A 12986-nucleotide genomic window follows, 5' to 3' on the forward strand; every position below is an offset into this window, starting at 1 on the left:
GGCTGTCGAGGTTCGCGCACGGTCCGATCGCGTCGTACCGCACGTACAAGCGGGATCGGGGCCCCGGCGCGTGTCTCAGCCTACGCGCATTCGGGGCCCCGATGTGACGGACTCAGAGCCCGATGGGCGCGTCGGTCGGAGCGACCGGACGCGGGAGGGCGGTCTCGCCCATGAGGAAGCGATCCACCTCGGCGGCCGCCGCGCGGCCCTCCGCGATCGCCCAGACGATGAGCGACTGGCCGCGCCCGGCGTCGCCCGCGACGAACACGCCCGGCGTGCTCGTCGCATAGGCGTCGTCGCGCTCGACCGCTCCGCGGCCGGTGAAGCGCGTGCCGAGCTGACCGGCCAGGTGCTCCTGCTCGGGCCCGGTGAAGCCCATCGCGATGAGCACGAGATCCGCGGGGATCTCCCGCTCGGTCCCGCTCTTCGGCACGCGGCCGCCGTCGACGTACTCCGTCTCGGCGACGCGGAGCGCGCGCACCTGCCCGCTCTCGTCGCCCAGGAACTCGACCGTCGACGCGAGGAACTGGCGCTCTCCGCCCTCCTCGTGCGCGCTCGAGACCTCGAACACCGTCGGCGTCATCGGCCAGGGCTGGTGGTCGGGGCGGGCGTCGGCGGGACGCCGTCCGATCGCCAGGTTGGTGACGCTCAGCGCCCCCTGGCGGTGGGCCGTCCCGATGCAGTCGGCGCCCGTGTCGCCGCCGCCGATGACGACGACGTGGCGCCCCTCGGCGGAGATCGGCTCCCGGACGTCGTCGCCCGCGACCTGGCGGTTGGAGCGCACGAGGTAGTCCATCGCCACGTGCACGCCCTCGAGGTCGCGGCCGGGGAGCGCCAGCTCGCGGGGCACGGTCGCGCCGGTCGCGACGACGATCGCGTCGTACCGGGCGCGCAGCTCGTCCCACGTCTCGTCGACCCCGATCTCGACGCCGACGCGGAAGCGGGTGCCCTCCTCGCGCATCTGGTTGAGCCGCCGCTCGAGGTGGCCCTTCTCCATCTTGAAGTCGGGGATCCCGTAGCGCATCAGACCGCCGATCCGGTCGTCGCGCTCGTACACGGCGACCGTGTGGCCGGCGCGCGTGAGCTGCTGGGCGGCGGCGAGGCCCGCGGGCCCGGAGCCGACGACCGCGACCGTGCGCCCCGTGAGACGCGACGGCGGCTGCGGCTCGACCCACCCGTGGGCGAACGCCTCGTCGATGATCGACACCTCGACCTGCTTGATCGTCACAGCCGGCTGGTTGATGCCGAGCACGCAGGCGCTCTCGCACGGGGCAGGGCACAGGCGTCCCGTGAACTCCGGGAAGTTGTTCGTCGCGTGCAGGCGCTCGATCGCCGCGCGGTCCTCCCCCCGCCACGTGAGGTCGTTCCACTCGGGGATGAGGTTGCCGAGCGGGCACCCCTGGTGGCAGAACGGCACGCCGCAGTCCATGCAGCGACCGGCCTGGCGGTTCAGGACGGCGCGATCGCCCTTGTCCTGCACCTCCTTCCAGTCGAGGATGCGGACGGGGACGGGGCGACGCGGCGGCAGCTCGCGCTCCGTCACCTTCAGGAATCCCTGCGGGTCAGCCACGGGTCACCTCCAGGATGCGGTTCCATACGACGTCGCCGTCGGGGTCCAGCCCCTCGGCGATCGCCTCGTCACGGGTCTCGAGGACGGCGGCATAGTCGCGTGGGACGACCCGCACGAACCGATCCGCCTCCGTCTCGAAGTCGTCCAGCAGGCGCTGGGCGAGATCGGAGCCCGTCTCCTGCGCGTGCCGGACGAGGAGGTCGCGCAGGATCTCGCGATCCGCCGACTCCAGCGGGGACAGCACGAGCTCGCCCAGGGCGAGGGCGCGCGCGTTCACCTGGGCGGTGTCAAGGTCGCGCACGTACGCCGTGCCGCCCGACATGCCGGCGCCGAGGTTGCGGCCGGTGCGGCCGAGGATGACGGCGAGGCCGCCCGTCATGTACTCGAGCGCGTGGTCGCCCACGCCCTCCACGACGGCCGTCGCGCCGGAGTTCCGGACGAGGAAGCGCTCCCCCACGACGCCCGAGAGGAACATCGCCCCCTGCGTCGCGCCGTAGCCGATGACGTTGCCGGCGATGACGTTCTCGGAGGCCGCGAACGCGGCGCCAAGGGGCGGCCGGACGACGATCTCGCCGCCGGACAGGCCCTTGCCGACGTAGTCGTTGGCGTCACCGGACAGGCGGATCGAGATGCCGCTCGGCAGGAACGCGCCCAGCGACTGCCCGGCGGATCCCGTCAGGTCGACGCGGATCGACCCGGAGGGCATCCCGTGCTCGCCGTGCTCGAGCGTCACTCTGTTGCCGAGCATCGTGCCGATCGCGCGGTCGGTGTTGCGGATGGGCAGCGCGATCCGCACCTCGCCGCCCGAGGCGATGACGTCCTGCGCCCTGGCGATGAGCGTCTGGTCGATGTGGGCGTCGAGCTCGTGATCCTGCGCGCGACGCGAGCGACGCGGCTCGACGTCCGGCAGGCTCGGGCCGTGCAGGATCGGCGACAGGTCGAGGCCGTCGGCCTTCCAGTGCCGGATCGCGCGGTCGACGTCGAGGAGGTCCACCCGGCCGATCGCCTCGTCGAGCGAGCGGAAGCCGAGGGCGGCGAGGTGCTCGCGCACCTCCTGCGCGATGAACTCCATGAAGGTGATGACGTGCTCGGCCCTGCCCGTGAAGCGCGAGCGCAGGACCGGGTTCTGCGTGGCGACGCCGACGGGGCAGGTGTCGAGGTGGCAGACCCGCATCATGATGCAGCCCTCCACCACGAGCGGAGCCGTCGCGAAGCCGAACTCCTCGGCTCCGAGGAGCGCGGCGATGATCACGTCGCGCCCCGTCTTCATCTGCCCGTCGGCCTGCAGCACGACCCGGTCGCGCAGCCCGTTCAGCATGAGGGTCTGCTGCGTCTCGGCGAGCCCCAGCTCCCAGGGCGTGCCGGCGTGCTTCAGCGAGTTCAGCGGGCTCGCGCCCGTGCCGCCGTCGTGCCCCGAGATGAGGATCACGTCGCTCAGCGCCTTCGCGACGCCCGCCGCGACCGCGCCGATGCCCGACTGGCTGACGAGCTTCGTGTGGACCCGGGCGCGAGGGTTGGCCCGCTTCAGGTCGAAGATGAGCTGCTTGAGGTCCTCGATCGAGTAGATGTCGTGGTGCGGGGGCGGCGAGATGAGCCCGACGCCCGGCGTCGAGTGCCGCGTCCGCGCGACCCAGGGGTAGACCTTGCCCGGCGGCAGCTGGCCGCCCTCCCCGGGCTTCGCGCCCTGCGCGAGCTTGATCTGGAGGTCGTCGGCGTGCGACAGGTACATGCTCGTCACGCCGAAGCGCCCGGAGGCGACCTGCTTGATCGCGCTGCGGCGCTCGGGGTCGAGGAGGCGCTCGACGTCCTCGCCGCCCTCCCCCGTGTTCGACTTCGCGCCGAGCCGGTTCATGGCGATCGCCAGCGTCTCGTGCGCCTCGCGCGAGATGGAGCCGTAGCTCATCGCGCCCGTCGAGAAGCGCCGGACGATGCTCGACACCGGCTCCACCTCGTCGATCGGCACGGGGGGCCGCTCGTCGGTGCGCAGGCGGAACAGGCCGCGCAGCGTCTTCAGCTGCTCCGCCTGCTCGTCGACGCCGCGGGTGTACTCGCGGAAGATGTCGTAGCGCCGCGAGCGCGTCGAGTGCTGCAGGCGGAAGATCGTCTCCGGCGAGAAGAGGTGGGGCGACCCGTCGCGGCGCCACTGGTACTCGCCGCCCGTCCAGAGGCGCTCGTGCGCGCGCGGCGCTCGGTCCTCGGGGTACGCGTACGCGTGGCGTTCGGCGGTCTCCCTGGCGATGACGTCGAGGCCGACGCCGGCGATCTTCGTCTCGGTGCCCGTGAAGAACTCCTCGACGAGGCCGGGCGCGAGCCCCACCGCCTCGAAGACCTGCGCGCCCGCGTAGGACGACACGGCCGAGATGCCGATCTTCGACATGATCTTCAGCACGCCCTTGCCGAGCGCGGTGATGAGGTTCGCGACGGCCTGCTCCGGCGTCACCCCGGACAACGTCCCGCTGCGCACCAGGTGCTCCACCGTCTCCATCGCGAGGTACGGGTTGACCGCGCTCGCGCCGTATCCCACGAGGACGGCGACGTGGTGCACCTCGCGCACGTCGCCCGCCTCCACCACGAGCCCGACGCGCATGCGCGTCTCGGCCCGGATGAGGTGGTGGTGCACGGCCGCCACCGCGAGGAGCGTGGGGATCGGGGCGAGGTCCTGGTTCGAGTCGCGGTCACTGATGACGAGGAACTCGGCGCCCTCGGCGATCGCGCGGTCGGCCTCGGCGCACATCTCCTCGAGGCGACGGCGCATGCCGTCCGCGCCCTCCGAGACGCGGTAGAGGCCGTGGATCGTGACGGACGCGCGGCCCGGCAGCGCCCGGCCGATGTGCTGGATCTTCGCGAGCTCGTCGTTGTCGATGACCGGGAAGTCGAGGCCGACGCCGCGCGCGTTCTCCGGCCCCCAGCTGAGGAGGTTGCCCGACGGTCCGAGCGACAGCGCGAGCGTCGTCACCGTCTCCTCGCGGATCGCGTCGAGCGGCGGGTTCGTCACCTGCGCGAAGCGCTGCACGAAGTAGTCGAACAGCAGACGGGGGCGATCGCTCAGCACGGCGATCGCGGTGTCGGATCCCATGGCGCCGATCGGCTCCTGCCCGGCGCGCCCCATCGGCGCGAGGAGGATCTTGAGCTCCTCCTCCGTGTAGCCGAACGTGCGCTGACGCCGACGGATCGACGCGGCCGGGTGCAGGAGGTGCTCGCGCTCCGGCAGATCGGCCAGCCGCACGGTGCCGCGATCGAGCCACTCCTGCCACGGCTCCTGCGTCGCGAGGTCGCGCTTGATCTCCTCGTCGGAGATGATCCGCCCCTCGGCCGTGTCGACGACGAACATCGTGCCGGGCTGCAGCCGTCCGCGGCGCGCGATGCGCTCGGGGGCGAAGTCGAGCACGCCCGTCTCGGATCCGACGACGACGAGCCCGTCGGTCGTCTCGGTCCAGCGACCGGGGCGCAGTCCGTTGCGGTCGAGCGTGGCGCACACGCGGGCGCCGTCGGTCGCGAGGATCGCCGCCGGCCCGTCCCACGGCTCCATCTGGCCCGCGTGGTAGCGGTAGAAGGCCCGCAGATCCGGATCCAGGTCGTCCTTCGTCTCGTACGCCTCCGGGACCATCATCAGGAGCGCGTGCGGCAGCGACCGGCCGGTGAGCGTCAGCAGCTCGAGGGTCTCGTCGAACGACGCCGAGTCGCTCTCGTGGTCGGAGCAGATGGGCAGCAGCGGTCGGATGTCGCCGAGCAGCTCGCTCTCGAGCTGCGACTGCCGGGCGCGCATCCAGTTGCGGTTGCCGCCGATCGTGTTGATCTCGCCGTTGTGGGCCATGAGGCGCAGCGGCTGCGCGAGGGGCCAGGAGGGGAAGGTGTTGGTCGAGTAGCGCGAGTGGACGATCGCGAGCTCCGTCGCGAACCGCGGATCCTGCAGATCGAGGTAGAACGGCTCGAGCTGCAGCGTCGTGACCATGCCCTTGTAGCCGAGGGTGCGGCTGGAGAGCGACACGATGTACGCGCCGAGCTCGTGCTGCGCGCGCTTGCGCAGGCGATACGCGCGGCGATCGAGCGCGAGGCCCTCGAGCGGCGCGTCGGCTCGCCCGGCGAGGAAGAGCTGCTCGATGACGGGCTGCGCGTCGCGGGCGAGGCGACCGAGGTGCTCGGGGGCGACGGGGACGTCGCGCCAGCCGAGGACCTCCAGGTTCTCGAGCGCCGCGAGGCGGGCGACGCCGGCCTTCTGCTCCGCGCGGGCGGAGGGGTCTGTGGGGAGGAAGATCGCCCCGGCCGCATAGCGGCCGACGGGCGGGAGATCGATGTCCGTCACCGCGCGGAAGAACGCGTCGGGCATCTGGGTGAGGATCCCGGCGCCGTCTCCCGTGCCGGCGTCGGAACCGACGGCGCCCCGGTGCTCCAGATTCCGCAGAGCCTCCAGCGCCAGGGCGACGATGTCGTGCCCGGCTTCTCCGCGGAGCGTGGCGACCATCGCGAGGCCGCACGCGTCCTTCTCGAAACGCGGGCTGTACATGCCCTGCTGCGGAGGATAGGCGCCGCTGGCGCCGTAAGGGGGCTGGAAGTACATCTGGTTGCTGTCCTTCTTCGAGGGTCACTGACGAGGCGGGACGCCATCGGCCCGCGCGAACAGCCGTCTCGCGCGGGCCTGGCGACCTCGTGCCCCCTCCGAAGGGACAGCAGAGCGATCAGGTCATCGCTGCGACGCTTGTGGCGACGGCTCTTCTGCGACGGCGGACGTATCGGGGTCGCTCACGTCCACGAAGTCGCTCTGCGAGTGTAACGCCTCGTCGAGCTCCTCCGGAACGCGGCCAGGGCGATACGGCGAGGGCTCCAGTCCCTGGTGCCTGCGCTGCACGACGAGGATCACGATGCCGAGCACGACCGCGCCGATCGCCGCCCAGACGTTGGTGCGCAGACCGAGGATGACCTCGCTCGGATCGATGCGGATCGACTCCCACACCACGCGTCCCGCGCCGTACCAGACGAGGTAGACCGCGAAGAGGCGCCCCCACTGCATGCCGACGCGGCGTCCGAGCCACAGCAGGACGATCACGCCGAGGCCGTTCCAGAGCACCTCGTAGAGGAACGTCGGGTGGAACAGCGTGCCCTCCGGCAGGCCGACGGGGATCGCCGGGTTGTCGGAGTCGATCTCGAGGCCCCACGGCAGGTCGGTCGGCAGGCCGAAGAGCTCCTGGTTGAACCAGTTGCCGAACCGGCCGAGCGCCTGCGCGAGCAGCAGCCCGGGAGCGATCGCATCGGCGAAGGTCGTGAAGCGGATCCCCGTGAACCGGCAGCCGATCCAGGCGCCGAGGGCGCCGCCGAGGAGCGCGCCGAAGATGGCGATGCCGCCGTCCCAGATGTTCCAGATCGCGTGGCGCACCATGGGATTCCACCATTCGCGGTCGCCCGCGAAGTAGAAGTCGAAGTGCGTCAGGACGTGGAACGCGCGGGCCCCGATGAACGCGAGGATCACGGCGGGCACGCCGATGTCGATGACGATCCACGGCTCCGCTCCGCGCCGCGTGAGGCGACGGTGGGTCATGATCGTCGCGACGACCATGCCGAGCAGGATGCACAGCGCGTAGATGTGGATCGTGAACGGACCGAACGTGAGCGATCCGATCGTGAACTCGCTCCCGAAGGTCCAGGAGGACACGGGAGGGCTGGGGATGCTCGCGGGCGCGAGCGACGGGGAAGACAGCATGATGAGGTGAGTGTACGTCCTTCGGCGATCAGGATCGGTGAGCGCGGGTGCCGGCGGCGAGCTCGCGGACCTTCGCCGCGAGGCCCTCGACGCCTCCGCCGCGCAGCGCGCGCACGAAGGCCGTGCCGACGATCGCGCCGTCGGCGTAGGACACGACGTTCGCCACGTGCTCGGCGGTGGAGATGCCGATGCCGACGCAGGCGCGCTCGGCGCCCGCCTCGCGCAGTCGTCCGGTGAGCGCCCTGGCGGCCCGGTCGAGCTCCTGGCGCTCGCCCGTGATGCCCATCGTCGACACCGTGTAGACGAATCCCGTGGACGTCTCCGCCACGAGGCGGAGACGCTCGTCGGACGACGTGGGCGCGGCGAGGAACACGCGGTCGAGGCCGGCCCGCTCGGAGGCGGCGATCCAGTCGTCTGCGGCATCCGGCGTGATGTCGGGCGTGATGAGCCCCGCGCCGCCTGCCGCGGCGAGATCGTCCGCGTAGCGGTCGACGCCGTGCTGGACGACGAGGTTCCAGTAGGTCATGACGAGCACCGGGACGTCGGTGCGACGCGTCACCTCGCGGATCACGTCGAACAGGTCGCGGGTGCGGAAGCCGTTCGCGAGGGCGGCGGAGGTCGCCTCCTGGATGACGGGGCCGTCCATCACCGGGTCGCTGTAGGGCGGGCCCAGCTCGATGACGTCCGCTCCGTTCTCCGCGAGCGCCACGATGGCCTCGATCGACGTCTCGACGTCCGGATAGCCCGCGGGCAGGTAGCCGACGAGCGCCCCGCGCCCCTCGGCCTTCGCGCGGTCGATCGCGCGCTCGACCGGCGATGTCATCGCTCGTCTCCCTCGTGCTCGTCGTACAGGTCGAAGAAGCGGGCCGCGGTGTCCATGTCCTTGTCTCCGCGGCCGGACAGGCACACGGCGAGGACCGCGTCGGGGCCGAGCTCGCGGCCGACCCGCATCGCTCCCGCGAGGGCGTGCGCCGACTCGATCGCCGGGATGATGCCCTCCGTGCGGCTGAGGAGGCGCAGCGCCTCCATCGCCTCGGCGTCCGTCGCCGGGATGTACGACGCGCGACCCGTGGCCGCGAGCCAGGCGTGCTCCGGGCCGACGCCCGGGTAGTCGAGCCCCGCGGAGATCGAGTGCGACTCGATCGTCTGCCCGTCGTCGTCCATCAGCACGTAGGTGCGCGCGCCGTGCAGCACGCCGGGGCGCCCTCGCTGGATCGACGCGGCGTGCCGGTCGGTGTCGACGCCGTCGCCGGCGGCCTCCACCCCGTACAGCGCGACGCCGGGATCGTCGATGAAGGCGTCGAACATGCCGATCGCGTTCGATCCGCCGCCCACGCACGCGAGGACCGCGTCGGGCAGGCGTCCGGCGCGGTCGAGCAGCTGGCCGCGCGCCTCCTCCGAGATGACCTTCTGGAAGTCGCGCACCATCGCCGGGAACGGGTGGGGCCCCGCCGCCGTGCCGAAGAGGTAGTTCGTGGTCTCGACCGAGGCGACCCAGTCGCGGTACGCCTCGTTGATCGCGTCCTTCAGCGTGCGGGATCCGGTGGTCACGGGCACGACCTCGGCGCCGAGGAGGCGCATGCGGGCGACGTTGAGCGCCTGGCGCTCCGTGTCGACCTCCCCCATGTAGATCGTGCACTCGAGGCCGAACAGCGCGGCGGCGGTCGCGGTCGCGACGCCGTGCTGGCCCGCTCCCGTCTCGGCGATCACGCGCGTCTTGCCCAGGCGACGGGTGAGGAGCGCCTGACCGAGCACGTTGTTGATCTTGTGGCTGCCGGTGTGGTTGAGATCCTCGCGCTTGAGGAAGACGCGCGCTCCCCCGGCGTGCTCCGCGAAGCGCGGCACCTCGGTGAGCGGCGACGGGCGCCCCGCGTAATCGGTCAGCAGCTGGGCGAGCTCCGCGCGGAAGGCGGGATCGGCCATCGCCTCCGCGTGCGCCGCCGTCAGCTCGTCGATCGCCGCGATGAGCGACTCGGGCATGAACCGTCCGCCGAAGTCGCCGAAGAACGGTCCGGGCTGCTCGCGCAGGGTCATACGGGGATCCCCTCGGTCGCGGAGATGAACGAGCGCAGCGTCGCCACCGGGTCGCCCGTCACGAGCGCCTCCCCGATGAGCACCGCGTCGGCGCCCGAGCGCCGGTAGTGGACGACGTCGTCGGGGGCGAACACCGCCGACTCCGCGATCCGCACCGTGCCGTCGGGGATCTCCCCCGCGAGGCGGGCGAACAGGTCGCGGTCGAGCGAGAAGTCGGTGAGATCGCGGGCGTTGACGCCGATGAGCGGCGCCCCGAGATCGGCGGCGATGCGCACCTCGTCGCGCGAATGCGCCTCGACGAGCGGCGTCATCCCCATATCGACGATGAGCGCGAACAGCTCGCCGAGGACGCGCGGCTCGAGGCCCGCGACGATGAGGAGCACGAGATCGGCTCCCGCGGCGCGCGCCTCCGCCACCTGGTACGGCGTCGCGATGAAGTCCTTGCGCAGCACGGGCACGTCGACGCGCTCCGCGACAGCGGCGAGATCGTCGAGCGATCCCTTGAAGCGGCGCTGCTCGGTCAGCACGCTGATCGCGCTCGCGCCGCCCTCCGCGTACAGGCCGGCCTGGTGGGCGGGGTCGGGGATCGCCGCGAGATCGCCGCGCGAGGGGCTCGCGCGCTTGACCTCGGCGATGACGCGCACGGTCTCGGCGCGGCGCAGGGCGGCGACGGCGTCGAGCGGCTCGGGGCGCTCGGCCGCCGCGCGCTCGACATCCGCGAGCGGGCGGGCGTCCCTCCGACGCTCGGCGTCCTCGACCGCCCCCGCCGTCAGGTCGGCCAGGAGCGACATCAGTGCGCCTTGGGCTGGTACTTCGGCCCGTTCACGCCGTACCCGGCCTTCGACAGGATGAACCCGAGGATCGGGCCCAGCACGAGGAGACCGGCGGAGGCCCAGACGAGCCAGATCTCGCCGAGGAACAGCGCCACCGTTCCGATCGAGATCGCGATCAGCATGATGATCACACTGGTCCAGGCGGCGGGCGAGTGTCCGTGGCCGGGGTCGCCGATGGGGTTGGTCATAGGGGAACTCCTCGAGTGAAGCAGGGGCTGATCCGAGTCTAGGGGATGCGTGCGGGTCCGGCCTGGCGGCGCCCCGCGGGTCAGGCGTCCGGACGGGTCGGGTCGTCGCCTCGCGAGAGCTCGTCCCACGAGTCGACGGCGTCGAGCGGGACGCTCTCGTCCGTCTGCGCCCGGCGGGTCGACGCGCCGTACCGCCTGCCGCCGTCGCGCCACCGCCTCCCCGTCGCGAGCGCGAGGACGCCTCCGGCGACGACCAGCGCGCCGCAGCAGGCGGCGATCACGGGCCACGGGGTGAGCGCCACCCGCTCGACGAGGTCGGAGAGCGCCTCCTCCCCGGCGAGCCCCGTGTGCTCCGTCACGGTGGTCTGCACGGCCGCAAGCCCGTCTCCCGCGATGACGGGCGCCGCGATCGCGACGAGCCCGCCGCCGATCGCGATCGCGAGGATCGAGAGGACGACGCGGGTCGCGCGGCCCGCGAGCGCCAGGGCGAGCGCCAGGGCCAGGGCGGCGAGGCTCAGCGGCTGCAGCAGCGACAGCGCCTCCGACCCGGGAGCGGGCACGTCCGCCCCGGCGACCCGCGCGACGGCCCACGTCTGCGTCGAGGAGATGAGGGCGAGGGCGCCGCCCGCGATGATCGCCAACACGCTCGCCGACCGACCCCGGCGGACGGTCCAGCCGCCGGTCACGGCGTCTCCGGCCTCAGGTCGCGCTCGTCGCCGTCGAAGCAGGTGCGGGTCCCGGTGTGGCACGCGGCGCCCGTCTGCTCGACGAACAGCAGCACGACGTCGGCGTCGCAGTCGATGCGCGCGCCGCGGACCCGCTGGATGTGCCCGGACGTGTCGCCTTTGCGCCAGTACTCGCCGCGGCTGCGCGACCAGTAGGTCACGCGCCCCTCGACGAGGGTGCGGCGCAGCGCCTCCCTGTCCATCCACGCGAGCATGAGCACCTCGCGCGTGTCGTGCTGCTGGACGATCGCGGGGACGAGGCCCTGCGCGTCGAAGCGCACCTGGGCGATGCGGTCCAGGACGTCGTCGCTCATCGGACCGCGACCCCCTCTGAGCTCATGGCCCGCTTGACCTCGCCGATCGTCATCTGCCCGGAGTGGAACACCGTCGCCGCGAGCACCGCGTCGGCCCCGGCGCGCACGGCGGGCGCGAAGTGCGACACCTCGCCCGCCCCTCCTGAGGCGATCACCGGGACGGTCGCGAGCGCGCGCACGCGCTCGATGAGCTCGAGGTCGAAGCCGCTCTTGGTCCCGTCGGCGTCGATGGAGTTGACGAGCAGCTCCCCCGCGCCGCGCTCGATGGCCTCGCGCGCCCAGGCGAGCGCGTCGAGAGCGGTCGCGCGCCGTCCGCCGTGGGTCGTCACGACGAATCCGCTCGGCGTCTCCGGCGAGCGGCGGATGTCGAGCGAGAGCACGAGGGCCTGCGCCCCGAAGCGGTCGGCGATCTCGTCCAGCAGGTCGGGTCGCGCGATCGCGGCGGAGTTCACGCCCACCTTGTCGGCGCCGACCTCCTGCAGCCGCGCGACGTCGTCGACGGAGCGCACTCCCCCGCCGACGGTCAGCGGGATGAACACCTGCTCGGCGGTGCGGCGCACCACGTCGTACATCGTCGAGCGCTCCTCGACCGTGGCGCTCACGTCGAGGAAGGTCAGCTCGTCGGCGCCCTGCGCGAAGTACTCGCGAGCCAGCTCGACCGGGTCGCCCATCTCGCGGAGGTTCTCGAAGTTCACGCCCTTGACGACGCGCCCGTCCGAGACGTCGAGGCAGGGGATGACGCGCGTGGCGACGCCCGCCGCGTCAGAGGCGGGCATTGTGGATCGCCGTCACGAGCAGGGCGCGGGCGCCGAGGGCGTACAGGTCGTCCATGATGCGGTTCACGTCGCGCTGGGGCACCATGACGCGCACGGCCACCCACCCCTCGCGCTGCAGCGGCGACACGGTCGGCGACTGGATCCCCTGGGCGACGCCGCTCGCGGCGTCCAGTGCCTCGGCAGGAAGGTCGTAGTCGAGCATCACGTAGCGCCGGGCGACGAGCACGCCGCGCAGGCGCCGGAGGAGCTTCTCGAGGCCCTCCGGCTCGCGCGGCCCCCCGATGAGCACGGCCTCCGACTCGAGCATCACGGGGCCGAAGATCTCGAGGCCGGCCTGACGGAGCGTCGTGCCCGTCTCGACGACGTCCGCGACGGCGTCGGCGATGCCGAGCTCGACGGCCGACTCCACCGCGCCGTTGAGCGGCACGACGTCGACGGAGATGCCCTGCTCGGCGAGGAACGACTCCACGAGTCCCGTGTAGGAGGTGGCGATGCGCGCGCCGTCGAGGTCCGCGAGCGACGAGAAGCGCCCGGGAGGCGCGGCGAAGCGGAAGGTGGAGCTCCCGAAGCCGAGCGACTCGATCTCCCTGGCCTCCGGCATCCGCACGTCGAGCAGGAGGTCGCGCCCCGTGAGGCCGACGTCGAGCGCGCCGCGCGCGACGTAGGTCGCGATGTCGCGGGGACGGAGGTAGAAGAACTCGACGCCGTTCGCCTCGTCGATCAGATGCAGCGTCTTCGCGTCGCGGCGGGTCGCGTACCCCGCCTCCTTCAGCATCTGCACGGCGGTCTCGGAGAGGGATCCCTTGTTGGGGATGGCGATACGGAGCACGGCGAAGGGGTTCTTTCCTGGA

General features: G+C 72.3%; 11 protein-coding genes. All 11 read right to left on the reverse strand.

The window, feature by feature from the left end; genetic code table 11:
* Nucleotides 1-112: 112 nt before the first annotated feature.
* On the reverse strand, nucleotides 113-1570 hold the full coding sequence (locus NHL53_RS05455) for a glutamate synthase subunit beta (protein WP_433775836.1): 1458 nt from the start codon (nucleotides 1568-1570) through the stop codon (nucleotides 113-115).
* Entirely contained in the window at nucleotides 1563-6128 is a 4566-nt protein-coding gene (gene gltB / locus NHL53_RS05460; protein ID WP_433775837.1) for a glutamate synthase large subunit, read from the reverse strand. The genes NHL53_RS05455 and gltB overlap by 8 nt, the downstream gene beginning before the upstream one ends.
* Before the next feature lie 123 nt (nucleotides 6129-6251).
* Entirely contained in the window at nucleotides 6252-7265 is a 1014-nt protein-coding gene (lgt, locus tag NHL53_RS05465; RefSeq protein ID WP_433775838.1) for a prolipoprotein diacylglyceryl transferase, read from the reverse strand.
* 28 nt (nucleotides 7266-7293) lie between these two features.
* A complete protein-coding gene (gene trpA / locus NHL53_RS05470; RefSeq protein WP_433775839.1) occupies nucleotides 7294-8088 on the reverse strand; it encodes a tryptophan synthase subunit alpha in 795 nt (264 codons plus the stop codon).
* The gene (gene trpB / locus NHL53_RS05475) at nucleotides 8085-9299 is read right to left on the reverse strand and encodes a tryptophan synthase subunit beta (RefSeq protein ID WP_433775840.1); all 1215 of its coding nucleotides are present in this window, start codon (nucleotides 9297-9299) and stop codon (nucleotides 8085-8087) included. Before trpB ends, trpA begins: the two co-directional genes overlap by 4 nt.
* Nucleotides 9296-10090: an indole-3-glycerol phosphate synthase TrpC gene (trpC, locus tag NHL53_RS05480; RefSeq protein ID WP_433775841.1), complete on the reverse strand. Its 795-nt coding sequence runs from the start codon at nucleotides 10088-10090 to the stop codon at nucleotides 9296-9298. The genes trpB and trpC overlap by 4 nt, the downstream gene beginning before the upstream one ends.
* Nucleotides 10090-10320, reverse strand: a complete 231-nt coding sequence (locus NHL53_RS05485) for a DUF6704 family protein (protein WP_433775842.1) — start codon at nucleotides 10318-10320, stop codon at nucleotides 10090-10092. The genes trpC and NHL53_RS05485 overlap by 1 nt, the downstream gene beginning before the upstream one ends.
* A gap of 80 nt (nucleotides 10321-10400) precedes the next feature.
* Nucleotides 10401-10964: a Trp biosynthesis-associated membrane protein gene (locus NHL53_RS05490; protein WP_433775843.1), complete on the reverse strand. Its 564-nt coding sequence runs from the start codon at nucleotides 10962-10964 to the stop codon at nucleotides 10401-10403.
* A gap of 38 nt (nucleotides 10965-11002) precedes the next feature.
* Nucleotides 11003-11359: a phosphoribosyl-AMP cyclohydrolase gene (gene hisI / locus NHL53_RS05495; protein WP_433775844.1), complete on the reverse strand. Its 357-nt coding sequence runs from the start codon at nucleotides 11357-11359 to the stop codon at nucleotides 11003-11005.
* On the reverse strand, nucleotides 11356-12135 hold the full coding sequence (hisF, locus tag NHL53_RS05500) for an imidazole glycerol phosphate synthase subunit HisF (protein WP_433775845.1): 780 nt from the start codon (nucleotides 12133-12135) through the stop codon (nucleotides 11356-11358). Before hisF ends, hisI begins: the two co-directional genes overlap by 4 nt.
* Entirely contained in the window at nucleotides 12122-12964 is an 843-nt protein-coding gene (gene hisG / locus NHL53_RS05505; protein WP_433775846.1) for an ATP phosphoribosyltransferase, read from the reverse strand. The genes hisF and hisG overlap by 14 nt, the downstream gene beginning before the upstream one ends.
* Nucleotides 12965-12986 lie beyond the last annotated feature (22 nt).

The sequence above is a fragment of the Microbacterium sp. gxy059 genome (assembly GCF_050958665.1).
Lineage (GTDB): Bacteria > Actinomycetota > Actinomycetes > Actinomycetales > Microbacteriaceae > Microbacterium.

Excerpts from the sequence above, each read along its gene's own strand:
- NHL53_RS05485 (WP_433775842.1), bottom strand. The coding sequence starts at position 10,320 with ATGACCAACCCCATCGGCGACCCCGGCCACGGACACTCGCCCGCCGCC.
- gltB (WP_433775837.1), bottom strand. The coding sequence starts at position 6,128 with ATGTACTTCCAGCCCCCTTACGGCGCCAGCGGCGCCTATCCTCCGCAG.
- trpB (WP_433775840.1), bottom strand. The coding sequence starts at position 9,299 with ATGACCCTGCGCGAGCAGCCCGGACCGTTCTTCGGCGACTTCGGCGGA.
- lgt (WP_433775838.1), bottom strand. The coding sequence starts at position 7,265 with ATGCTGTCTTCCCCGTCGCTCGCGCCCGCGAGCATCCCCAGCCCTCCC.
- hisF (WP_433775845.1), bottom strand. The coding sequence starts at position 12,135 with ATGCCCGCCTCTGACGCGGCGGGCGTCGCCACGCGCGTCATCCCCTGC.
- trpC (WP_433775841.1), bottom strand. The coding sequence starts at position 10,090 with ATGTCGCTCCTGGCCGACCTGACGGCGGGGGCGGTCGAGGACGCCGAG.
- trpA (WP_433775839.1), bottom strand. The coding sequence starts at position 8,088 with ATGACATCGCCGGTCGAGCGCGCGATCGACCGCGCGAAGGCCGAGGGG.
- hisI (WP_433775844.1), bottom strand. The coding sequence starts at position 11,359 with ATGAGCGACGACGTCCTGGACCGCATCGCCCAGGTGCGCTTCGACGCG.